The organism is Streptomyces sp. A2-16 (genome assembly GCF_018128905.1).
Classification (GTDB): domain Bacteria; phylum Actinomycetota; class Actinomycetes; order Streptomycetales; family Streptomycetaceae; genus Streptomyces.
Map to the genome: position 1 here is coordinate 1674298 of NZ_CP063808.1, position 24013 is coordinate 1698310.

Sequence of the window (24013 nt, forward strand, 5' to 3'; positions counted from 1 at the left end):
CCCCACCCCAGAATCTCCACTTTCGTGTGGATATCGAACCCCTAGCAAAGGCTCGAGAACTCCTCACTCAACCGGAGGGCGCCGTGCGGCCGGAGGGCTACGACTACGACACCTACAGCCACCTCGCCGGGCCGCTCACGGAACCGGACGGTTCGGCGTACCAGGTGCGGTACACCTCACTCCTCTCCCGCGAACCCCGCCGAATACGCGCCGTCCTGCTGATGAGCCTCGCCCCCCTGCTCACGGCCGTACTCCTCGTCTACCTCGTCTGGCCCACCCACTGGGTGGAGCGCGAGGGCGGCCCGCGGTGGATGGTCCACCTGGACATCGTGATGCTCATAGCCATCGGCCTCATCGAACTGTTCATGGTGGTCAACGTCGTCTCCGTCGCCCACGCCACCCTCGTGGCCCGCGACCCGATCCCCGTCGTCCCCGAGACCGGCACCCGCGTCGCCTTCCTCACCACGTACGTCCCCGGCAAGGAACCCCTCTCGATGGTCCGCGCCACACTGGAAGGCGCCACGAGGGTCACCCACACCGGCCCCCTGGACGTCTGGCTCCTCGACGAGGGCGACGACGAGCAGGCCAAGGCCCTGTGCGCGGAGCTCGGCGTCCGCCACTTCACCCGGCACGGCGTCCCGGAGTGGAACAGGGCCAAGGGCGTCCACAAGGGCCACACCAAGCACGGCAACTACAACGCGTGGATCGCGATGCACGGCGGGGAGTACGACTTCTTCGCCTGCGTCGACACCGACCACGTCCCGCTCCCCGCCTTCCTGGAGCGGATGATGGGCTACTTCCGCGACCCGGACGTCGCGTTCGTCGTGGGACCGCAGGTCTACGGCAACTACCACCACCCCGTCACCAAGGCCGCCGAGTCGCAGCAGTTCCTCTTCCACGCCCTGATCCAGCGGGCCGGCAACCGCTACCGCTCACCCATGTTCGTCGGCACCAACAACGTCGTACGCATCGCCGCCATCCAGCAGATCGGCGGCCTCCAGGACTCCGTCACCGAGGACATGGCCACCGGCTTCGAGCTGCACCGCCACCGCAACCCGGTCACCGGGCGCCACTGGCGTTCCGTCTACACCCCCGACGTCCTCGCCGTCGGCGAGGGCCCCGCCTCCTGGACCGACTTCTTCACCCAGCAGCTGCGCTGGTCGCGGGGGACGTACGAGACGCTCTTCAAGCAGTACTGGAAGGCGCCTTTCAGCATGCCGCCCGGGCGCCTGTTCTCGTACACGCTCATGCTCGTCTACTACCCGATGACGGCCGTCAACTGGCTTCTCGGCATCCTCAGTTGTGTGCTCTTCCTGTGGTTCGGCGCCTCCGGCACCCAGGTCGCCGCCTCCGTCTGGCTGATGCTCTACAGCGACGCGGCCGCCCTGCAGATCGCCCTCTACCTCTGGAACCGCCGCCACAACGTCTCCCCGCACGAGCCGGAGGGCTCCGGGGGCCTGGCCGGCATGGCGATGTCGGCGCTGTCCGCCCCGATCTACCTCAAGTCCTTCGGCGAGGCGCTCGTCAGGAGGCCCAGCCGTTTCGTGGTCACCCCCAAGGGCGGCGACGCCAGCACCGACCGGCTGCTGACCTTCCGTATCCACCTGTTCTGGGCGTTCGTCCTCGCGACCTCCCTGGGCGCCTCGGTCGTTCTCGGCCACACCCACGCGGCCATGCGCACCTGGGCGGTCCTCGCGACGGCGATCGCGCTGGCGCCGGTCGCGGTGTGGGGAGCGACGCTGCTCAAGGAGCGCCGGGAACGGCAGACCCTCCCCGCGGGCGCGCGAGTGGTCGACGAACCGGCCCTCGCCACCTCCTCCGGCTCCGGCACCACGACAGGGGGCAACTAGGCCATGGCGTACCAGCCGTCCCAGAAGACCAAGAGAACCGTCCTCGGCATCGGCGGCCTCGCGATCCTCGCCGGGCTCAACGCCCCGGCCGCGCTGGACTTCGCGGGCGAGAGGTACCACGCGTACCGGATCGCCCAGCCCGAGTACCGGGCGAAGTACGGCAGTTGGCGGCAGATCGACATCCCCGAGGAGTACCGCACCAACGCCATCCACGCGGCGCTCCTGCACACCGGCAAGGTGCTGATCGTCGCGGGCTCCGGGAACGAGCAGAGCAAGTTCGACGAGGGCTCCTTCGACACCGTCCTGTGGGACCCGAAGGCGGACACCTTCAAGAAGATCCCCACTCCGGACGACTTCTTCTGCTCCGGGCACGCCCAACTCCCGGACGGCAGGCTCCTGGTGGCCGGAGGCACCGCCCGCTACGAGCTCCTCGACAGCGAGGTCGACCGGGCCGGCGGCGGCATGCGCGTCAAGAACGAGAACCCCGACAAGGCGGTGTTCCTGAAGAAGGGCACCCGCTTCCGCTCGCCCGCCGGAGTCGAGTACGTCAGCAGGTTCGACGTCACCGTGCCCAAGGCCAAGCGCACCCAGAAGATCACCTACAACCGGGCCGGGGTGATGCAGCCCTGGCAGACCAAGGTGACCGCGAGCGAGGTGCGGGTCTTCGTCGAGGCCGCGGAGAAGGGGCCGATGTCGGTCACCGAGAAGCGGGCGCAGTACGAGGTCGTCGGCCTCAAGGGCAAGGACGCCGACAACACGTACGGGCTGAGCGAGAAGATCACCATGGACAAGCAGGACTTCCAGGGGATCCGCGCCGCCTACGAGTTCGACCCGCGCGCCGAGCGGTACGTCCCGGTCGACCCGATGGCCAAGGCCCGCTGGTACCCGACCCTGGTCGGTCTCGACGACGGCCGCGTCCTCGCCGTCTCCGGCCTCGACGACGTCGGCGTGATCGACCCCGGCGACAACGAGATCTACGACCCGAGGACCAAGAAGTGGTCCCCGGGCCCCAAGCGCTACTTCCCGACCTATCCCGCGCTCTTCCTCACCAAGGGCGGCAAGCTCTTCTACCCGGCCTCCAACGCCGGTTACGGCCCCGCCGACCAGGGCCGCGAGCCGGGCCTGTGGGACCTGAGGACCAACACGTTCCACAAGGTGCCCGGCCTCAGGGACTCCGACGCGACCGAGACGTCCGCTTCGCTGTTGCTTCCGCCCGCGCAGGACCAGAAGGTGATGATCCTCGGCGGCGGAGGTGTCGGCGAGTCGAAGAAGTCGACCCCGCGCACGGCCGTCGTCGACCTGAAGAAGGACAACCCCGTCTTCAAGGACGGCCCCAACCTCCCGCAGGGCACGCGCTACCTGAACAGCGTGATCATGCCCGACGACACCGTCTTCACCGCGAACGGCTCCGAGGACTACCGCGGCCGCAGCGCCAGCAACATCCTCAAGGCCCAGTTCTACGACCCCAAGGGCAATGTCTTCCGGGCGGCCGCGTCCCCCACGGTGGGCCGCAACTACCACTCGGAAGCGCTGCTGCTGCCGGACGGAAGGGTCGCCACCTTCGGCTCCGACCCCCTCTTCGACGACCAGCAGAACACCAAGCTGGGCCACTTCGAGCAGCGCATGGAGATCTTCACCCCGCCCGCCCTGCACCGGAACGCCACCGACAGGCCCGTGCTGAAGGCGGGTCCGCAGCTGCTGGACGCACACCACCGGGCGACCTACCGCACCGATCACCCCGAACGGATCGTCGCGGCCCGGCTGATGCGGCCCAGCGCGGTCACCCACACCACCGACGTCGAGCAGCGCTCCATCGCACTCGGCCTGACCAGGAGCCCGGACTCGGTGACCGTGGAGGTGCCGAGGGACCGGTCCCTCGTACCGCCCGGCTGGTACATGCTGTTCGTGACGGATGCCGACGGCACACCGTCCGAGGCGAAGTGGATCCAGGTCAAGTGAGCTGTCAGCGGCGGGAGTTGGCGGCGAGTCCCAGGGCGTACTCGGGCCACCACCGGCCGGCGTCGGGGCCGCCCTCGCAGGTGCCGTCCGACTCGCCGGGCCGCTTGATCCACAGATAGGCGTCGAGGGCGGGCTCGCCGGTGTCGGTGGTGGGGCGGGTGCCGAGGGCCCGGCCGGGCGGGTTGCACCAGGCGCCGGGCAGCGGCCCGTTGCCGTTGCGGCTGCTGTCGACGACGAAGTGCTTGCCGCCGAGGCCGGCGGAGAGCCGGAGGCCGTACTTCCTGGTGACCGCGTCCGTCTGGAAGTTGGAGACGTTCAGGGAGAACCCGTCGGCGTGCGCGACGCCCGCGCGCGTGAGCGGCCCGACCAGCCTGTCCGGCTCCCGGATCCAGGCCGGGTTGCCCGCGTCCAGGTACACCTTCGTGCGCGGCTGCTGCTTGAGCCGGGTGACCGCCTCGCTCAGCAACCGCTCCCGCTCGGGCGCGTACCCGGCCGGGGTGCAGCCGTCCACGAGGTGCGCCACCGCGTCCGGCTCCAGCACCACCAGCGCCTTCGCCCCGCCGAGCGCCTCGGCGAACTTCCCGATCCAGGCCCGGTAGGCGTCCGCGTCCGCGGCCCCGCCCGCCGAGTGCTGACCGCAGTCGCGGTGCGGGATGTTGTACGCCACGAACAGCGCCGTACGCCCTTCCTGGGACGCCGAGGCGGTGGCCGCCTTGATCATCGGGGCCGGGTCGATCTCGCCGGCCGGCCACAGCGCGGCCGGCTCGTCGGCGATCCGCCGCAGCAGAGCGGCGTCCTCGGTACGGCCCTGGCGCCGCCACAGCTCGATCTGCTGGGCGGCCGAGCTCGCCGGGTCGACCCAGAACGGCTGGGCGGCGCTCGCCTTCTCGGAGGCCGCGCCGGCGACGGAGGCCTCGCCGATGTCGGGCGCGGACGAACAGCCCGCCGCGAGCCCGAGCACCGCGAGCGCCGCGAGGGTGTGGATCAGCCGGGGCATGCTGCTCCCTGGGGCGGAGGTGACAGTCAGTGATCAATCGTGACATAAGCGAGTGATTCACCCTGGAAGGGACATGGTCGCGGGCCCCCGTCTGAAAGGCGAGACGGTGCTGACCACGATGTGACCGGCCGGTAAGGTCGAGCCGTGCCGAAGCCGCTCAGTCTTCCCTTCGACCCCATCGCCCGCGCCGACGAGCTCTGGAAGCAGCGCTGGGGAAACGTGCCGTCCATGGCCGCGATCACGTCGATCATGCGTGCGCACCAGATCCTGCTCGCCGAGGTCGACGCGGTGGTCAAGCCGTACGGGCTGACGTTCGCACGGTACGAGGCGCTGGTGCTGCTCAACTTCTCCAAGGCGGGCGAGCTGCCGATGTCGAAGATCGGCGAGCGGCTCATGGTGCATCCGACGTCCGTCACCAACACGGTGGACCGGCTCGTGAAGTCGGGGCTGGTCGACAAGCGGCCCAACCCCAACGACGGCCGCGGCACCCTGGCTTCCATCACCGAAAAGGGCCGCGAGGCCGTCGAGGCCGCCACGCGGGACCTCATGGCGATGGACTTCGGGCTCGGCGTCTACGACGCGGAGGAGTGCGCGGAGATCTTCGCGATGCTGCGGCCGCTGAGGGTGGCCGCGCGGGACTTCGACGAGGACTGACCCGCGGGAAGATCGCCCGGAAGGCGTGGTTACGCTCGTAGGCATGAAAAAGAGCGTGCTGACCCGCTACCGCGTCCTGGCCTACGTCACCGGTGTGCTGCTGGTCCTGCTGTGCCTGAGCATGATCGCCAAGTACGGCCTCGACATCGACGGTGCCGCGGACTTCACCCGCGTCGTCGCGATCGCGCACGGCTGGCTGTACGTCGTCTACCTCGTCTTCGCCTTCGACCTGGGCTCCAAGGCGAAGTGGCCGGTCGCCAAGCAGCTGTGGGTCCTGCTCGCCGGGACGATTCCCACCGCCGCCTTCTTCGTGGAGCGGAAGATCAGCCACGAGCTGGAGGGCAAGCTCACCGACGGGACTCCGGCGCCCGTCAAGGCGTAAACCCCCACCGCCGTACGGCACGCGTACGGCGGTCGTCCATCGCCTTTACCAGGACGTCCCAGTAGCTTCGATGGTATGGACGCTGACGCCATCGAAGAGGGCCGCCGACGGTGGCAGGCCCGGTACGACGCCTCGCGCAGGCGGGAGGCGGACTTCACCACGCTCTCCGGTGATCCCGTGGAGCCGGTGTACGGGCCACGGCCGGGCGACGCGTACGAGGGTTTCGAGCGGATCGGGTGGCCGGGGGAGTACCCCTTCACGCGCGGGCTGTATCCGACCGGCTACCGGGGGCGGACCTGGACCATCCGGCAGTTCGCCGGGTTCGGGAACGCCGAACAGACCAACGAGCGGTACCGCAAGATCCTCGGCGCCGGCGGTGGCGGCCTCTCGGTCGCCTTCGACATGCCGACGCTGATGGGCCGGGACTCCGACGACCCCCGCTCGCTCGGCGAGGTCGGGCACTGCGGGGTGGCCGTCGACTCCGCGGCCGACATGGAGGTCCTGTTCCGGGACATCCCCCTGGGTGACGTGACGACGTCCATGACGATCAGCGGGCCGGCCGTGCCCGTCTTCTGCATGTACCTGGTCGCGGCCGAACGGCAGGGCGTGGATCCCTCCGTCCTCAACGGCACGCTCCAGACGGACATCTTCAAGGAGTACATCGCGCAGAAGGAGTGGCTCTTCAAGCCCGAGCCGCACCTGCGCCTCATCGGCGACCTGATGGAGTACTGCGCGGCCGGCATCCCCGATTACAAGCCGCTGTCCGTCTCCGGGTACCACATCCGCGAGGCCGGTTCGACGGCCGCGCAGGAGCTGGCGTACACGCTCGCGGACGGGTTCGGGTACGTGGAGCTGGGGCTGTCGCGCGGACTGGACGTCGACGTGTTCGCGCCCGGGCTCTCCTTCTTCTTCGACGCCCACCTCGACTTCTTCGAGGAGATCGCCAAGTTCCGCGCGGCTCGGCGCATTTGGGCGCGGTGGATGCGGGACGTGTACGGCGCGCGGTCCGAGAAGGCGCAGTGGCTGCGGTTCCACACCCAGACCGCGGGGGTCTCCCTGACCGCGCAGCAGCCGTACAACAACGTCGTCCGTACGGCCGTGGAGGCGCTCGCGGCGGTTCTGGGCGGGACCAACTCGCTGCACACCAACGCCCTGGACGAGACGCTCGCGCTCCCCTCCGAGCAGGCCGCGGAGATCGCGCTGCGCACCCAGCAGGTGCTCATGGAGGAGACCGGGGTGGCCAACGTGGCCGATCCGCTGGGCGGTTCGTGGTTCGTCGAGCAGTTGACGGACCGGATCGAGGCCGACGCGGAGAAGATCTTCGAGCAGATCAGGGAGCGGGGGCTCCGGGCGCATCCCGACGGGCGGCATCCCGTCGGGCCCATCACCTCCGGCATCCTGCGCGGCATCGAGGACGGCTGGTTCACGGGCGAGATCGCCGAGTCGGCCTTCCGCTACCAACAGGCCCTGGAGAAGGGCCAGAAGAGGGTCGTGGGCGTGAACGTCCACCACGGGTCGGTCACCGGGGACCTGGAGATCCTGCGGGTGAGCCACGAGGTGGAGCGGGAGCAGGTGCGGGTGCTGGCCGGGCGGCGGGCGGAGCGGGACGAAAGCGCCGTAGGCATCGCCCTGGAGGCCATGCTCGCCGCCGCGCGGGACGGGTCCAACATGATCGAGCCGATGCTGACCGCGGTGCGGGCGGAGGCGACCCTGGGGGAGATCTGCGGGGTGCTGCGGGACGAGTGGGGGACGTACACAGAACCGCCTGGGTTCTGAGCGGGACCGGGGCGGGCCTCACTCGGGGGTCGCCGCCGCGAGCCCCGTCAGCAGCACCTGGGTGAAGCCGTGCACCCACGCCTCGTCCGCCGGTTCCGCGCTGACCAGCGTCCGGTGGACCACCGCCCCCGCCACCATGTCGAAGATCAGGTCGACCGTGCGGGCCGCCTCCGCGGGGTCCGCCTCCGGAGGGAGCTCGCCGCGGGCCTGGGCGCGTTCCCGGCCTTCGAGGACCAGCCGTTTCTGGCGGTCGACGATCGACGAGCGGATGCGCTCGCGCAGCGCGTCGTCGCGGCACGACTCCGCGACCACCGCCATCAGGCCGTTCTTCGCCTCCGGGCGCGCCAGGATCGCCGCGAACTGCAGCACCACGCCCTCGATGTCGGCGGCGAGGGTCCCGCTGTCGGGGAGTTCCAGTTCGTCGAAGAGCTCGGCCACCGCGTCGACGACGAGTTCGTTCTTGCCGGCCCAGCGGCGGTAGAGGGTGGTTTTCGCGACCCCCGCACGGGTAGCCACATCTCCCAGCGTGAGCTTCGACCAGCCCAGCTCCACCAGCGCCGCCCTCGTCGCCGCGAGGATCGCGGTGTCCGCGGCGGCGCTGCGCGGGCGTCCTGTGGCGCGCGGGGCGGGGGTGCTGCTCTGCATCCCACGACCATAACGGGCGGTTCCTGTGTCGCAGTGAGGGAGATCACCGGGGTGGGGTACCGAGCAGGCACGCGGTGCCATTACGCTACGACTCGTAGCGAAAGCTCGCGGCGGACGTACGCGGGTGACGGAACGCACGGCGTGGGGTGGGGACCCGGCGTCAGGGCCGCGCTGCACGACCGGCTTTCACAACGCTTTTCACAGACGCGCGCGCACGGGGGAGGATAGACGCATGCAGCCACGGAACATGTCCATGAGCGGAGTCGTCGACCTCGCCGCGGTGAAGGCGGCCCAGGAGGCCAAGGCGAAGGCGGAGCAGGCGCGCGCCGAAGCGGCCCGTCAGGGCGGCGGCCCCGGTGCCGTCTCTCCGGCCGATCTCGTCATCGACGTAGACGAGGCGGGCTTCGAGCGCGATGTCCTGCAGCGGTCCACCGAGGTCCCGGTCGTCATCGACTTCTGGGCCGAGTGGTGCGAGCCGTGCAAGCAGCTGAGCCCGGTGCTGGAGCAGCTCGTCGTCGAGTACAACGGCCGCCTGCTCCTCGCCAAGATCGACGTCGACGCCAACCAGATGCTGATGCAGCAGTTCGGGGTGCAGGGCATCCCGGCCGTGTTCGCCGTCGTCGCCGGACAGGCCCTGCCGCTCTTCCAGGGCGCGGCCGGCAAGGAGCAGATCCAGCAGACCCTGGACCAGCTGGTGCAGGTCGCCGAGCAGCGCTTCGGGCTGACCGGTCTCACGGTCGACCCGGACGCCGACCCCGGCGCCGCTCCGCAGCCCGCAGCCGTGCCCGCGGGACCGTACGACGCGCTCCTCGAAGCCGCCGTACACGCCCTCGACGCAGGGGACTTCGGCGGTGCTGTCCAGGCGTACAAGAACGTGCTGAGCGACGACCCCGGCAACAGCGAGGCCAAACTGGGTCTCGCCCAGGCCGAGTTGCTCCAGCGGGTGCAGAGCCTGGACCCGCAGCAGACGCGCAAGGACGCGGCCGAGAAGCCGGGTGACGCGCAGGCGCAGATCGCCGCCGCCGACCTGGATCTCGTCGGCGGACATGTCGAGGACGCGTTCGGGCGGCTCATCGACACCGTGCAGCGCACGGCGGGTGATGAGCGGGACACCGTACGGATTCGGCTACTTGAGCTCTTCGAGGTGGTCGGCGCCGACGATCCCCGGGTGTCGGCCGCGCGCCGGGCGCTGTCCCGCGCCCTGTTCTGAGCCGCGCGCCGAGCGGGGCGCGAGGCCGGTTCTGACCAGTCGCTAAACATGGCGGCATGTGTTGCCCGAGTGAAAGATCTGCCGAAGAAGGGTCACTGCGGCCGCGCTTTGCCAAAACTTGGTAAACGCGGCCGCTGTTACTTCCAGTAAGTCAGGGCCGTTGATCTGTCGGATTCTGTCCATCCATCAACCGCTTTGCCCTCCCCCTGTTTGCCACCCTGCGTCGCCGTCCGAGACCAGCGGGTCGTTGTTCGGTTATACGGCCGTTACTACCGAGTAACGAAGCCCCTTGTGCGGGCGGCGAGAATGCACCACGATCGGCGACGCTCGGTCCTTTCCCGTACCCCGACAGCCGGTCGGGCGCCGGGATTCCGTGGGTCCCCACCGAGCAGGGTCGGCGGCAGGTGCGCCGGCTCTTGGACAGGGGGGTCTTCGCCCATCCGGCGAAGCCTGTCCAGCAAGGTTGTGCGTGATGCGTGTCAGGCGCGACCAGTGGTTGTCGCTCGGGGGTGATCGCCGGTGATCGGTGCGCGGTTCGCGCCTCCGAGTGCGGGCGCTCTCCTTCCCGAGGACGTAGCACTTCTCCCATCCCTGCCCGGCTGAGCCGTCCTTTTCGACAGGGGCAGTCAGGGTCAGGAGATGTACGTCCGAGAAGGAGGAAATATGGAGTCCCAGGTGCGTGGCGGGACCAGATGGAAGCGCTTCGCTGTGGTCATGGTGCCCAGCGTCGCCGCGGCCGCATGTGTGGGTGTCGGGCTGGCGCAGGGTGCGCTCGCCGCGTCGTTCAGCGTGTCCGGCCAGGAGTTCAAGGTGAAGGCCGGCCACCTCGAGGGCCAGGGCTTCGCCCAGTACGGCGGCATCGACACCGGTTACACGTCGACCGACGGCAAGAACAAGGGTGCGGTGCACCCGGTCGCGATCTCGTCGTTCCGTACGGCGCAGATCACGAACATGTGCCAGTCGGTCAAGACCGAGATCCCGCTCATAGGCAAGACGATCTACCTTCGTCTTGACGCGGGTCCGGACGCGAACCACAAGGTCGAGGCCGAGAACCTCTACATCGACGTCGCCCAGCTCGACGCCGACGCGACGTTCAAGAACATCGACATCGGTGTTGCGGCCCAGGACACGGCCAAGAGCAAGGGCGGCAAGGGCCCGGAGATCAAGGCCGGCGACAACGTCCTGCCCGGTGGCTTCGGTCAGCAGGCCGAGTCCGCGGACCTGACGAACGTCGAGCAGACGGCGTGGGCGACCACGGCGGGCACCTTCAAGCTCAGCGGCCTGAAGATGCGTCTCGGCACCAGCTCCACCATGGAGTGCTTCTGAGGCTGAGGCCACAGGGGTGACTCGGCCCAGCTGAGTGACCCCGGGGCGGGGAGGCAGGCGCTTCTCCGCCCCGCATGCCGGCCCGGCGCCCGCCGGACCGCATGCGAACAGACAGACTTTCCGGTTCTCCACGCCCACGGCCGAGCCGGTACGTACTTCCGGACCCAGGGAGCTTTTTCCATGAGTGCCGAGACTCCGGTCCAGAGCGCCGGGACCTTCACCCGGTTGCGCCTGCGATTCCGTGCCTGGCGAGGCCGCCGCCCGTTCTGGGCGGGTCTGTTCACGCTGCTCGGCGGTCTGCCGATCGCCTACTTCCCGTACGCCACGCTCAAGTTGGGCACCATGTCCATCGCCATGGCGACCACCGCGGGAGCGGGCTCCCTCATCATCGGCGTACTGCTGTTCACGCTGGGCCTGACCATGTGGTTCCAGCAGGCCACACGGATCTTCGCCGGTGTCGCCGCGATCGTCCTAGCCCTGGTGTCCCTGGTGGTCTCCAACATCGGCGGCTTCATCCTGGGCTTCCTGTTCGCCCTGATCGGCGGCGCGCTCGCGGTCTCCTGGGCGCCGGGAGCGCCGCCCCGGCCGCAGCCGGTGGACGAGAACGGGACTCAGGGCGGTGCGCCCCACGGCGCCGACCCCGACACCGCGATCCTGCGGCCGGTGACGGACGAGCCCGCGCCGTACGAGGCGAAGGAGCCCGGGCGTGACGGATCGTCGGACCGGACGCCCGAGAGTGCCTGGGCCGGCGGCGAGGACGCGAACGGGGGGTACCGTGTCGGCTGAGAACCTCACTGGCGAGGGCTCCGCGGCCGCCGCGGAGGTCAGAACCGGGCCTCGACACGCGGCCCCCAAGAAGCCGCTGTTCAACAGGTTCCACATGCCGGCCGGCAAAGCGATAGCCATGGCGGCCATGCCGACCGCGGTCCTCATGGGCATCGGGTTCACCCCGACGCTCGCCCTGGCGGACGACGCGCCGACCGCCAAGAGCCTGACGGCGGACGAGTACAAGGACTGCATCGCGGCACTGGACGGCAGCGCCTCCCCGTCCGCGTCGGCGAGTGCGTCCCCGTCCACCGACGCCACGGCCACGCCGTCCCCGTCGGCCTCCTCCGGATCGGACTCCGGCTCGGGGTCGGACTCCGGCTCGAACGACTCCTCTTCGTCGGATTCAGGTTCCGACGACAAGGCCACGCCCACGCCGACGCCCTCCGCGTCCGCGAGCAAGGAGGAGAGCAGCTCCTCCTCCGGCTCCGGCGGCTCCGACACCGCCACGCCGTCCCCGTCGGCCTCCGCGAGCGACGACGGCAACATCCTGAAGGACATCGGCGACGCGATCACCGGGATCTTCACGGGTGGTTCCGGCTCCGACGACTCGGCCGGTGCCGACCCGACGCCGACCCCCTCGGCCTCGGCGTCCAAGAGCGCGGACGACAGTGCGGGCGACACCGTCAAGGAGACGACCGACAAGGTCACCGACACGGTGAAGGACACCGTCAAGGACACGACCGACACCGCGTCCAAGGCGGCCACGGACACCACCAAGGCCGTCGAGGACACCACCAAGGCGGCGGAGGAGGCGGCGGCCGACGCGACGGCCTCCCCGAGCCCCTCGGCGAGTTCCTCCACGGACCCGGAGGACTGCCCGGTCGCCACGGACGACGTGGGCGACACCGAGCCCGGGGTGACGGTGGCGGACAACGCCTGGACCCTGAAGGCAAGTTCGCTGCTCCTCAAGGGCGCCGACTACCAGGGCATCGTCAAGGTCAAGACGGCCAGTGGCAAGACCAAGCAGGTCCTGAAGTACGTCATCTCCGACGGCACCGACATCGGCGACCTCCACCAGATCGTCACCGAGCGCGGCAAGACGTACCACGTGCAGGCCGGCAAGGGCACGACGTCCACGATCCGTGACGGCAAGACGACGATGTACACCGAGAGCATCTCCGGCAACCTGCTGGGGCTGATACCGATCACGTTCAGCCCGGACAACCCGCCGCCGCTGAACATCCCGCTGATCTACTTCACCAACGTGACGGTCAAGCAGGCCGCGCAGTACGGCGGCACCCTGCACGTTCCCGGGATGCACCAGTACAGCGAGGGCTGAGTCACCGCCCGCACGAACCCTTCCGGGAGCCGCAGGAAGACTGTGCCCCGCCGGACCCGATCCGGCGGGGCACAGTCGCGGGCGGGCGCCCCTTCGGTAAATCCCTTCACACAATCCACATAGGTCCCATAGGGTTGCGATTGCCGTGGACATGACCAGACGCGGCGCGGGGGCGGCACCGGGGAACACCTGACCTGTGTTCACGGCGTCTTGGTGTGCGCGTGCGGGTCCCCGCCGACCCCACCGACGGGAACCTCTCGCCTTGAAACGAATCTCCTTCAGCCGCCCGCTGCGCCGGGCGGCCGCTCTCGCTCTCGCGGGAGCCGTGACCACCGTGGTCGCGCTCACCGCGGCGCACGACGAGCCGCCCGAGCCGCGTCCCGGGCAGGCGGCCGCCACCGACGGCGCCCCTCTCCTCCAGCAGGCCGCAGCCGACGGCACCGGCCTCCTCCCGCTCCTCGCCCGCGGCAAGGACGGCCGCCTCTGGGACTACGAGGCCAAGGGCACCGGCGGCTGGAAGGCCCGCGCGGACCTCGGCACCGGCTACTCCGTGGCCACCGCGCTCGCACAGGCCAACATCTCCGACAGCGGCCGGGGCAACGACCTCTACTTCAGGATCGGCGGAACCCTCTACTACACCGCCGAACGCGGCAACGACACCAAGGTGCTGGGCACCGGCTGGGACCAGTACAACCTCATCGTCTCCGTCGGCAACATGGCCGGCAGCGCCCAGCCCGACCTGGTCGCCCGCGGCACCGACGGTCAGTTGTGGCTCTACCAGGGCAAGGCCGACGGCACCCTCGCCACCCGCATCCGGATGAAGGACTCCACCGGCTGGAACGGCATGAGCGTCATCGCCGGGCGCGGTGACTACACCGGCGACGGCATCGCCGACCTCGTCACCCGCAACAGCGCCGGCAGCCTGCTCGTCTACCCCGGCACCGGCAAGGCCACGGCCGACGCGGTCCTCGGCACCAGCGTCACCGCCGCCACCACCGGCTGGAAGGACTACACCGCGGTCGTGTCGACCGGCGACAACAGCGGCGACGGCAAGGCGGACCTGATGGCCGTCGACGCGGCCGGCGCCCTGTGGCTCTACAAGGGCACCGGCACCGCGAGCGCCCCCTTCGGCGCCCGCACGCAGATCGGCACCAGCGGCTGGACCCAGTACAACCTGCTGTTCTGAGCCCCCTTCCCGCCGTACTCACAGACAGGTTTCCCATGCGTACGAACGCACGCAGACGGGGGCTCCTCCCGAGATCCCGTTTCCTGCCCCTGACCGCGATGGCCGTCGCCGGCGCGATCGCGGTGACGGGCGGTCAACTTCCCGACCTCACCGGGCAGTCCGAGCGGACGGCGAGCACCGTCGACCCCGTGCCCACCGCCTTCGACGCGAAGGCCGCCGAACGCGTCCGCCAGGAGCAGTGCCTCCTCAGCGGGGTCCTGCGCAAGGGCGGCTCCGCGATGAAGGAGACCGCACGCGCCGGCCTCGTCGGCACCGAGGACCAACTGCACACGGCCGCCGACCCGTCGTACTGGAACGACACCGCGCTCAGCAAGGCGTACGACAGGGACAAGGCCACCGCCGACGCCAAGAGCGAGGAACTGTCCGGCCGTCCCAAGGCGTGGGAGACCTCCCTCGCCGTCCAGACCCCGCCGCCGCCCTACACCTACACCGGGTTCCAGTGGGTGGAGGCCAAGGACGACCCCTTCGACAAGATCGGTCTGACGTCCTGGGTCGCCGCCCAGTTCTGGAAGGACGAGGGCGACTTCTACACCAATCCGCACCCCCTGGCCAGCAAGGAGTCGGTCGACGCGGCCACGGCCGTCTACAACTCCCGCTACGGCAACGACCCCGACGCGGACTACAAGGACGAACAGGCGTGGGAGTCGCTGCAGTTCATGCACGGCATGTACGCCGACGACGCCCGGCTCTTCCTCCAGTACGGCGGTTTCCCGACCACCGTTCCCGACCCGGACTCGATGGAGTTCCGGATCGACGTGGAGAACCTCAAGGCCCGCTTCGCGTCCTGCGCGTACACCGACCCCGAGGACCCGCACGAGGTGCTCGGCGCCGAGATCGCCACGGCCCACACCGAGTGGGAGGCGGAACTCGACGGGCAGAAGACCCAGCGGGATGCCATCATCCGGGCCGAGAAGCAGGCCAACGCCGACCTGTCGACGGCCTCGCAGGCACTCGGCGAGGCGCTCGCCCAGTCGCTGATCGCGAACCGGCTCACGGACTGGCAGGCCTACTGGACCGGCCAGAAGGAGGCCGACCACCCGAACGACTACCCGACCACGGCCGAGTTCACCAAGGTCAAGAAGTGGATCACGGACGCCCAGGGCCGGGCCGGCGGACGCCTCTACGTCGCCTCCCGCGCCGCGCTGTCCGCGAAGACCCAGGCCGACGCGGTGACCCAGGCGCAGACGCAGGCGTACGGCATCGCCGACGCGGCCGGTCTGCCGCGCGGCCGGGGCCTGCTGTACGGCCAGCAGGCCGCGCAGGTCGCCAAGGCGTCCGCGGCGGCGACCCAGGCCGCGGCGAAGGCCGTGGAGACCGCGTTCAACGCGACCCGCGCCTCCGCCGCCGACAGCAAGACGCTCGACTCGCTCGCCAACACCCAGGCGCACGCCGCCAAGGCGGAGTTCCGGCGCATCGCCGCCCAGGAGGCCGAGGCGCAGGCCAAGGCCGCCGCCGAGGGCGCCGCCGCCCAGGCCGAGGAGGCCGCCAAGCACGCCTCCGAGGCCAAGGCGGCCGAGAACAAGGCGAAGGCAGCCGAGCAGACCGCGAAGAACGCAGCCGCCGACGCCAAGGCCAAGCGGCAGAAGGCCGAGGCCGAGCGGGACTACGCCAAGTCGCAGGCGGACCTCGCCGCGGCCGAGCGGAACAAGGCGCACGAGGCCGAGGGCCGCGCCCAGTCCCAGCGGCAGGTCGCCGCCGACAGGCTGTCCGACGCGCAGGCAGCGGGTGCCACGGCGTCCGGCAAGAGGGACGCCGCGGTCGCCGCCGAGAGCCGGGCGCGCAACGCCCGCAACGGCGCGCTCGCCGCCGAGGACCGCCGCGACACCCTGGTCGCCAAGGCCGAGGCCGCGGAGGCGCTGCTGGCCGCCGTGGACGGCACCGCCGACGCCATCGAGGCACGGCAGGCCGCCACCAAGGCCCGCTCGGCCGCCGACGACGCCACTGCGGCGGCCACCGAGGCCCGCCAGGCGGCGAACGAGGCCACCGCGGCGGCCACCAACGCCCGTGAGGCCGCCACCAGGGCCCAGGGGGCGGCCAAGCGCGCCCAGGCCGCCGCGGACGGCGCCCAGCGCGATGTCGCCATCACCGGGGCCGCGGTGAAGAAGGCCCACGCGGCCGCCGCGGACGCGATCGCCGCGTCCCAGGCCGCCAAGTGGAACGCGATCGCCGCCAAGGCCGAGGCCGAGACCGCGCAGAAGGCCGCGGCCAAGGCACGCGGTGACGCCGTGGTGGCCCGCTCCGAGGCCGTCCTCGCCAACGCGGACGCCGTGCGCACCGCCGGGTACGCCTACGCCACCGGACAGGCCGCGGCAGCGGCCCGGGACTCGGCGGCGCAGGTCGTCAAACCGGCCAACGACGCCATCGAGCTGGGCTCCCCCTACGCGGAGACCGACTCCTCGGCGGGCCTCGCGGTGCTGACCGGACAGGCCGCGAAGACCGCCGCACAGCAGCAGGTCGCCGTCGCCAACGCCAAGGCGGCGCAGGCCAAGAAGGCGGCCGCCGAGGCCAAGGCGCTCGCGGCCCGGGCGAACGCCGACGCGAAGGCCGCGGCCGAGGCGGCGGCGAACGCGGCGGAGTGGGCCGCACAGGCGAGCACCTCGGCCGCGGCGGCGCAGGCATCCTCGGATGCGGCGGCAGCCTCCGCGAAGGCGGCTCAGCGGTCCGAGGCCAACACCGTCGCGTACGACAAGCAGGCGGTGGCCGATGCCGCCGCCGCACAGACCGCGGCCACCGCGGCCGACGGCTACGCCACCGACGCGGACGCCTCCGCCGACGCGGCCGAGCGGGACGCGGCCAGCGCCCGCAGCGCGGCCGACGCGGCCGAGTCCGACGCCTCCACCGCGCGGTCCGTCGCCGACAAGGCGGAACGGGACGCGACCGAGGCCGAGGCCGCCGCGGCCAACGCCCGCAACCTCGCCGTGGAGGCCGCCGAGGCCGCCATCCGCACCCAGCAGGTCGACTTCGAGGACCGCAAGGAGCAGGAGCGCACCGCCGACGGCGGCGGCACCGGCGTCGAGGGCGTCGTGATGAAGCCCAGCGGCGACTCCAAGGTCGACATCAACCCGCTGAGCGACTGCGTCGGCAGCCACTCCGGTAGCGACATCGGCTGCGAGATCGACCTGGAATTCCACATCTACGGCGAGATGGACTTCTACATCGAGTCCTGCCCGCTGCCCGGCGTGGACCGCGCCCACTGCGGCTCGTCGATCCAGCGCGACTACCTCACGAGCTCTCCTCTGGACGTCACGTTCAAGGAGGAGGACGTCCACGTCGACGGGCTCAAGCTGACCGCGTCCGTCCTCAAGGCGATCGCCACCGGCGCCGTCGCGGACATCGTCGGCTGCTACAAGCGCAAGATCAGCAGCTGCGCCTGGCTGTTCGGCAGCATCATCATCCCGGGCCTGCTGGTGAAGGCGGCCGAGGCGGCGTTCGCGGTCCGTACCGCGATGCGCGGCGGAGCCGGACTCGGGCGGGCCATCTGGGGCCTGCGCGGCTCGGGGCTCTCCGCGTCCGCGGCGGCCCGGCTGGAGAGCCTCGGCCGGCAGGCACTGAACTCCATGTGCTTCCCGGCGGGGACCAGGATCGCCACCGACCACGGGACCAGGCCGATCGAGGAGATCCGGGCCGGTGACCGGGTCTGGGCACAGGACCCGGAGACGGGCGAGCGCCGGCTGCGCACGGTCGCCGGGGTCATGCAGCGTACGGCCGACGCGCTGGTCTCCGTCGACATCGGCTCGGAGACCCTGCGAGCCACGACCGAGCACCCGTTCTGGGTGACGGGCAAGGGCTGGACGGGCGCCCAGGCGCTGCGTCCCGGTGACCGGCTGACCACCCTGGACGGCAAGGGAGCGCGGGTCGAGTCGGTCTCGACGAAGCGCGCACCGGTGCAGGTGTTCAACTTCGAGGTCGAGGGCGACCACACGTACTTCGTGGGCGCCTCCCGGGTACTGGTGCACAATGCCTGTCGGATCTGGCCCAACAACATGGCGATCACCCTCGAACAGGAACTCGCCGCCGCCGAGCGGCTGGGCATCCGGCCGGCCAAGCCGGGCTCCGCGAACTGGGACAAGTACATCGACATGGACGGCGAAAAGATCAAGTGGGCCGTGCTCCAGGACGGGCAGCTCGTCATCATGCCCAAGATGGTGGGCAGGGAGGAGCTCTCCCATCCCGTGCTGAGCGGCGGCGCCCCGGTGCAGGCCGCCGGTGAGGCCCAGCTCGCGGGCGGCGGCGGCCAGTACTTCGGGCTGGAGATCAACGCCCACAGCGGGCACTTCTTCAAGTCGGGCGATCCGTTCTGGGCCGCGGGCGGCGGGGCGGAGCAGCTCGGCAGGGAGATGTTCGAGGCGGCGGGGGTGATGTTCGGGTGACCGCATGCTTCGACGGCCTCGACCGGCTCGACCTCGACGGCCATGTGCGGCGCTGGTCGGCGCCGGGCGTCGCCGCGGCCGACGGGGACGTGAGTCAGTGGATGGCCGCGGCTCAGCAGTTCGCCGCGCGGCTTCAGACCGATCCGGGCGGGCCGGCCGGGCTGACGGACGAGCAGTGGCGCGAGATCGGGCAGGCGTGGGCGGCGCTGCTGGCGGCTGCCGAGCGGTCGGTCGGGGAGCAGGGCAACGAGTGGCTGCTGCGGGACCTGAACCTGCGCTCCTGGCTGCTGTTCCGCCTCCGGCCGCGCGTGGGTGTCGCGCTGCTCGACCCCGAGGCCGTGCTGGAACGCGCGCTTGCCGCCATGCCCATGTCCATCGAGGAGGCCGTCCGGCTGGCCTCGTGGTGGCAGGAGGTGAAACCGGACGAGATCCCGAGGTTCCGTGAGCGGATCATGGCGCTCCGGATGATCCGGCGGTTGCTCGCCACGGTGCGGCCGCTGTTCGCGCTCCTCGCGGATCATCCCCGCTGGAGCGAGGTCGAGGAGTGGGCGCGGGTGGCCGAACGACTGCCGTAGCCCCTGCCCGCGACAACAGCCGAGGGCGCCCCCGCCACAGGGAGCGCCCTCGGTGCCGTACCGGAAGAACTACTGCTGAGCGCCGCCGATGTGGTGCACCCGGAGCATGTTCGTCGTGCCCGGGACGCCGGGGGGCGAGCCGGCGGTGATGATGACGATCTCGCCCGGGTTGAAGCGGTTGATCTTGGCGATCTCCTGGTCGACCATGTCGACCATCTCGTCCGTGGTGTTCACGAACGGCACCACGTGGGACTCCACGCCCCAGCTGAGCGCGAGCTGGTTGCGGGTGTTCTCGTCCGTGGTGAAGGCGATGATCGGCTGCTGCGCGCGGTAGCGCGACAGGCGGCGGGCAGTGTCGCCGGACTGGGTGAAGGCCACCAGGCCGCGGCCGCCGAGGAAGTCGGCGATCTCGCAGGCCGCACGGGCCACCGAACCACCCTGCGTGCGGGGCTTCTTGCCGGGGACGAGCGGCTGCAGGCCCTTGGAGAGCAGCTCCTCCTCGGCCGCGCTGACGATCTTCGACATCGTCTTCACGGTCTCGATCGGGTACGCGCCCACGCTCGACTCGGCCGACAGCATGACCGCGTCCGCGCCGTCCAGGATCGCGTTGGCCACGTCGGAGGCCTCGGCGCGGGTCGGGCGGGAGTTGGTGATCATCGACTCCATCATCTGGGTCGCCACGATCACCGGCTTGGCGTTGCGGCGGCACAGCTCGATGAGGCGCTTCTGCACCATCGGGACCTTCTCGAGCGGGTACTCGACGGCCAGGTCGCCGCGGGCCACCATGACGGCGTCGAACGCCATCACGACGTCCTCCATGTTGTCCACCGCCTGCGGCTTCTCCACCTTGGCGATGACGGGGACCCGGCGGCCCTCCTCGTCCATCACGCGGTGGACGTCGTCGACGTCCTTGGCGTCCCGGACGAAGGACAGCGCGACCATGTCGCAGCCCATGCGCAGCGCGAAGCGGAGGTCCTCGACGTCCTTCTCGCTCAGCGCCGGGACGTTCACGGCCGCGCCGGGCAGGTTGATGCCCTTGTGGTCGGAGACGACACCGCCCTCGATGACGATCGTCTTGACCCGCGGGCCCTCGACGTCCAGGACCTTCAGCTCGACGTTGCCGTCGTTGATGAGGATCTGGTCGCCGCGGGAGACGTCACCGGGCAGGCCCTTGTAGGTCGTTCCGCAGATGGTCTTGTCACCGGGGACGTCGTCGACGGTGATGACGAACTCGTCACCGCGCTCCAGCTCCACCGGGCCCTCGGCGAAGGTCTCCAGACGGATCTTCGGGCCCTGGAGGTCGGCGAGGACACCGATGGCCCGGCCGGTCTCCTTGGCGGCGGCACGGACGCGGTCGTACCGCCCCTGGTGCTCGGCGTGGGTGCCGTGGCTGAAGTTGAAACGGGCCACGTTCATGCCGGCTTCGATCAGCGAGACCAGTTGCTCGTGGGAGTCGACCGCGGGGCCGAGAGTACAGACGATTTTCGAACGGCGCATGGGGCGATCCTATCGGTTTGTTTCGCCTCGGAATATTCCGTCTGGCGGAAGACGCAAATGAGGGGAGGGGCGCTCAGTTGTCTCCGACCAGTGCGTAAGTCTGGGTTGCGATTTCCAATTCCTCGTCCGTCGGGACCACCGCGATTGTTACTCGCGAGTTCGCCCGCGAGATCAGTCGCGGCTCGTCCGCGCGTACGGCGTTCAGCTCCGGGTCGAGGAGCAGTCCCAGCTCCTCCAGGCCCGCCACGGCGGCCTCCCGCACCGGTGCCGCGTTCTCACCGACCCCGGCCGTGAACGCGATCGCGTCCACCCGGCCGAGCACCGCGTAATAGGCCCCGATGTACTTCTTCAACCGGTGAATGTAGATGTCGAAAGCGAGCTTCGCCTGTTCGTCACCCTCATCGATCCGGCGGCGGATCTCCCGCATGTCGTTGTCCCCGCACAAGCCGATCAACCCGCTCTTCTTGTTGAGAAGAGTGTCGATCTCGTCCGTGGACATTCCACCAACACGCATCAAATGGAAGATGACGGCCGGGTCCATGTCACCGGAGCGCGTACCCATCACGAGCCCTTCCAAAGGCGTCAGCCCCATGGAGGTGTCGACGCACCGCCCGCCCCGCACGGCGGACGCGGACGCGCCGTTGCCGAGGTGCAGCACGATCACGTTCACCTCGTCCGGCGACCGGCCCAGCAGCTCCGCCGTCGCCCGGGACACGTACGCGTGCGAGGTGCCGTGGAAGCCGTAGCGCCGGATGCGGTGCGCGTCGGCGGTCTCCACGTCGATCGCGTAGCGCGCTGCCGACTCCGGCATCGTGGTGTGGAAGGCGGTGTCGAAGACGGCCACCTGGGGCAGGTCCGGGCGCAGCGCCCGCGCGGTGCGGATACCGGTGAGGTTGGCCGGGTTGTGCAGCGGGGCGACCGGGATCAGCCGCTCGATCTCGGCGAGCACGGCCTCGTCGATCACCGTCGGCTCGGTGAAGGTCTTGCCGCCGTGCACCACGCGGTGGCCGATCGCGGCCAGCTCGGGGGAGTCGAGACCGAGCCCGTCCTTCGCCAGTTCCTCCGCGACGGCCTTCAGCGCGGCGTCGTGGTCGACGATCGGGCCGGTCCACTCACGGGAGGCGCCGCCCCCGGGCGTGTGCTTCAGCCGCGAGGACCGCTCACCGATGCGTTCGACGAGTCCCGTCGCCAGCCGGCCGCTGTCCCGCATGTCGAGCAGCTGGTACTTCAACGACGAGGAGCCGGAGTTGAGGACGAGGACGCGGGTGGCGCTCACTGGGCGGTTGCCTTCTCTGCAGCGGGGGTCGGGAGCTGGGCCTGGATCGCCGTGATGGCGACGGTGTTGACGATGTCGGAGACGAGTGCGCCCCGGGACAGGTCGTTGACGGGCTTGCGCAGGCCCTGCAGCACCGGGCCGACGGCGATCGCGCCGGCCGACCGCTGCACGGCCTTGTAGGTGTTGTTGCCCGTGTTGAGGTCGGGGAAGATCAGCACCGTGGCCTGCCCGGCCACGTCGGACTCCGGCAGCTTGGTCTCCGCGACGGTCGGCTCGACGGCCGCGTCGTACTGGATCGGCCCCTCGATCTTGAGGTCGGGCCGCCGCTGCCGCACCAGCTCGGTGGCCTCGCGCACCTTGTCGACGTCGGCGCCCGAGCCCGACGTACCGGTGGAGTACGACAGCATCGCGATCCGCGGCTCCACCCCGAACTGCTCGGCGGTCGCGGCCGACTGGATGGCGATGTCGGCGAGCTGCACGGCGTTCGGGTCCGGGTTGACCGCGCAGTCGCCGTACACCAGCACCTTGTCGGTGAGGCACATGAAGAAGACGCTGCTCACGATCGAGGCGTCCGGCCTGGTCTTGATGATCTCGAAGGCCGGCCGGATGGTCGCCGCCGTGGAGTGGACCGAGCCGGACACCATGCCGTCGGCGAGACCCTCCTGGACCATCAGGGTGCCGAAGTAGTTCACGTCGGAGACGACGTCGTAGGCGAGCTCGACCGTGACGCCCTTGTGGGCCCTGAGGGCCGCGTACTTCTCGGCGAAGGTGTCGCGCAGTGCGCTGGTCGCCGGGTCGATCAACTGGCAGTCGCCGAGGTCGATGCCGAGGTCGGCGGCCTTCTTGCGGATCTGGTCGACCGGGCCGAGCAGGGTGAGGTCGCAGACCCCGCGGCGCAGGAGCACCTCGGCGGCGTGCAGGACGCGCGGCTCGGTGCCCTCGGGCAGGACGACACGGCGCTTGTCGGAGCGGGCCGTCTCCAGGAGCTTGTGCTCGAACATCATCGGGGTGAGGCGGTCGTTGCTCGGCGCGGAGACCCGGTGGGCGAGTTCGGCGGTGTCGGCGTACCGCTCGAAGAGACCGAGCGCGGTCTCCGCCTTGCGCGGGGTGGCCGCGTTCAACTTGCCTTCCAGAGCGAAGAGTTCGGCGGCGGTGGGGAAGCTGTTGCCGGGCACCGAGAGGACCGGGGTGCCGGGGGCCAGGCGCGCGGCGAGAGTGAGGACGTCGTCGCCCGGCACCTCGTTGAGCGTGAGCAGCACCCCGGCTATCGGCGGGGTCCCGGCACTGTGCGCGGCGAGCGAGCCGACCACCAGGTCCGCGCGGTCGCCCGGGGTGACCACCAGGCAGCCAGGGGTCAGGGCCTTCAGGAGGTTCGGCAGCATCGCGCCGCCGAACACGAAGTCCAGCGCGTCCCGGGCGAGCCCCGAGTCGTCGCCGAGGATCACCCGTGCACCGAGAGCCTGCCCGATCTGGGCGACGGTGGGCGCGGCGAGAGCGGGCTCGTCCGGGACGACGTAGCAGGGCACGGGCAGCCGGCCCTGGAGCCGCTCGGCGATCTCGTCGCGGTCCTCCCGGGCCACCCGGTTGGTGACCATGGCCAGGACGTCGCAGCCCAGGCCGTCGTAGGCCCGGTAGGCGTTGCGGGTCTCGGCGAGCACCGACTCCGTGGGCTGCTTCCGGCCGCCCACGACCGGGATCACGGAGGCGCCGAACTCGTTGGCGAGGCGGGCGTTGAGGGAGAGCTCGTCCGGGAGCTGGGTGTCGGCGAAGTCGGTGCCGAGGACCAGGACGACGTCGAAGTCGCGGGCCACCAGGTGGAAGCGGTCGACCAAGGTGGAGACCAGCTCGTCGGTGCCCTGCTCGGCCTGGAGCGCGGAGGCCTCGTGGTAGTCGAGGCCGTAGACGGTGTTCGGGTCCTGGGAGAGCCGGTAGCGGGCGCGCAGCAGCTCGAAGAGCCGGTCGGGGCTGTGGTGCACCAGCGGCCGGAACACCCCGACCCGGTCGACCTGGCGGGTCAGCAGCTCCATGACCCCCAGCTCGACGACCTGGCGGCCGTCGCCGCGGTCGATCCCGGTCACGTACACGCTGCGGGTCACGCGTGATCTCCGTTCCATCGCCTTCGAAAAGTCGCTGTCATGAAAAT

The 24013-nt window shown here is 70.5% G+C and carries 17 protein-coding genes; 12 read left to right on the plus strand and 5 right to left on the minus strand.

The features are described from left to right. The first annotated feature begins 83 nt into the window (after window positions 1-83). Both IOD14_RS07860 and IOD14_RS07865 read left to right on the plus strand, forming a co-directional pair. Window positions 84-1850 (plus strand): cellulose synthase catalytic subunit, encoded by a 1767-nt coding sequence (locus IOD14_RS07860; protein WP_123992883.1) that lies wholly within the window; start codon window positions 84-86, stop codon window positions 1848-1850. 3 nt (window positions 1851-1853) lie between these two features. Then, window positions 1854-3809, plus strand: coding sequence for a kelch motif-containing protein (locus IOD14_RS07865; RefSeq protein WP_212669934.1), 1956 nt, complete (start codon window positions 1854-1856; stop codon window positions 3807-3809). 4 nt (window positions 3810-3813) lie between these two features. Here IOD14_RS07865 and IOD14_RS07870 read toward each other — a convergent pair whose 3' ends face one another. Then, window positions 3814-4806, minus strand: a complete 993-nt coding sequence (locus IOD14_RS07870; protein ID WP_212669935.1) for a glycoside hydrolase family 6 protein — start codon at window positions 4804-4806, stop codon at window positions 3814-3816. Window positions 4807-4950: 144 nt separating this feature from the next. On the opposite strand from IOD14_RS07870, the gene IOD14_RS07875 reads away from it, so the two are divergent. The 3 genes from IOD14_RS07875 to IOD14_RS07885 all read left to right on the plus strand — a co-directional run bounded on the left by IOD14_RS07875 (window position 4951) and on the right by IOD14_RS07885 (window position 7618). Then, window positions 4951-5460: a MarR family transcriptional regulator gene (locus IOD14_RS07875; protein WP_123991699.1), complete on the plus strand. Its 510-nt coding sequence runs from the start codon at window positions 4951-4953 to the stop codon at window positions 5458-5460. A 43-nt stretch (window positions 5461-5503) separates the two neighbouring features. Next, entirely contained in the window at window positions 5504-5842 is a 339-nt protein-coding gene (locus IOD14_RS07880; RefSeq protein ID WP_123991700.1) for a DUF3817 domain-containing protein, read from the plus strand. A gap of 75 nt (window positions 5843-5917) precedes the next feature. Continuing rightward, entirely contained in the window at window positions 5918-7618 is a 1701-nt protein-coding gene (locus IOD14_RS07885) for a methylmalonyl-CoA mutase family protein (RefSeq protein WP_123991701.1), read from the plus strand. 18 nt (window positions 7619-7636) lie between these two features. Here the strand turns inward: IOD14_RS07885 and IOD14_RS07890 are convergent, their stop codons facing one another. Further along, the gene (locus IOD14_RS07890) at window positions 7637-8263 is read right to left on the minus strand and encodes a TetR/AcrR family transcriptional regulator (RefSeq protein ID WP_123991702.1); all 627 of its coding nucleotides are present in this window, start codon (window positions 8261-8263) and stop codon (window positions 7637-7639) included. A gap of 232 nt (window positions 8264-8495) precedes the next feature. Between IOD14_RS07890 and IOD14_RS07895 the strand changes: the two genes are divergently transcribed. The 7 genes from IOD14_RS07895 to IOD14_RS07925 all read left to right on the plus strand — a co-directional run bounded on the left by IOD14_RS07895 (window position 8496) and on the right by IOD14_RS07925 (window position 19097). Continuing rightward, complete coding sequence (locus tag IOD14_RS07895) at window positions 8496-9473, plus strand: tetratricopeptide repeat protein (RefSeq protein WP_212669936.1); 978 nt, start codon at window positions 8496-8498, stop codon at window positions 9471-9473. Window positions 9474-10136: 663 nt separating this feature from the next. Then, window positions 10137-10799, plus strand: a complete 663-nt coding sequence (locus IOD14_RS07900; protein ID WP_212669937.1) for a DUF6230 family protein — start codon at window positions 10137-10139, stop codon at window positions 10797-10799. 180 nt (window positions 10800-10979) lie between these two features. Then, entirely contained in the window at window positions 10980-11585 is a 606-nt protein-coding gene (locus IOD14_RS07905; protein ID WP_212669938.1) for a DUF6114 domain-containing protein, read from the plus strand. Then, entirely contained in the window at window positions 11575-12906 is a 1332-nt protein-coding gene (locus IOD14_RS07910; RefSeq protein ID WP_212669939.1) for a hypothetical protein, read from the plus strand. Before IOD14_RS07905 ends, IOD14_RS07910 begins: the two co-directional genes overlap by 11 nt. Before the next feature lie 262 nt (window positions 12907-13168). Next, window positions 13169-14092 (plus strand): VCBS repeat-containing protein, encoded by a 924-nt coding sequence (locus IOD14_RS07915; protein ID WP_249125864.1) that lies wholly within the window; start codon window positions 13169-13171, stop codon window positions 14090-14092. Window positions 14093-14127: 35 nt separating this feature from the next. Continuing rightward, entirely contained in the window at window positions 14128-18522 is a 4395-nt protein-coding gene (locus IOD14_RS07920) for a polymorphic toxin-type HINT domain-containing protein (RefSeq protein WP_212669940.1), read from the plus strand. Then, window positions 18519-19097, plus strand: a complete 579-nt coding sequence (locus tag IOD14_RS07925; protein WP_212669941.1) for a hypothetical protein — start codon at window positions 18519-18521, stop codon at window positions 19095-19097. Before IOD14_RS07920 ends, IOD14_RS07925 begins: the two co-directional genes overlap by 4 nt. 69 nt (window positions 19098-19166) lie before the next feature. Here IOD14_RS07925 and pyk read toward each other — a convergent pair whose 3' ends face one another. The 3 genes from pyk to pta all read right to left on the minus strand — a co-directional run bounded on the left by pyk (window position 19167) and on the right by pta (window position 23966). Further along, window positions 19167-20594, minus strand: a complete 1428-nt coding sequence (gene pyk / locus IOD14_RS07930) for a pyruvate kinase (RefSeq protein WP_123991709.1) — start codon at window positions 20592-20594, stop codon at window positions 19167-19169. A 73-nt stretch (window positions 20595-20667) separates the two neighbouring features. Further along, entirely contained in the window at window positions 20668-21870 is a 1203-nt protein-coding gene (locus tag IOD14_RS07935; protein WP_212669942.1) for an acetate kinase, read from the minus strand. Continuing rightward, the gene (gene pta / locus IOD14_RS07940) at window positions 21867-23966 is read right to left on the minus strand and encodes a phosphate acetyltransferase (RefSeq protein WP_212669943.1); all 2100 of its coding nucleotides are present in this window, start codon (window positions 23964-23966) and stop codon (window positions 21867-21869) included. Before pta ends, IOD14_RS07935 begins: the two co-directional genes overlap by 4 nt. Between the last annotated feature and the right edge of the window lie 47 nt (window positions 23967-24013).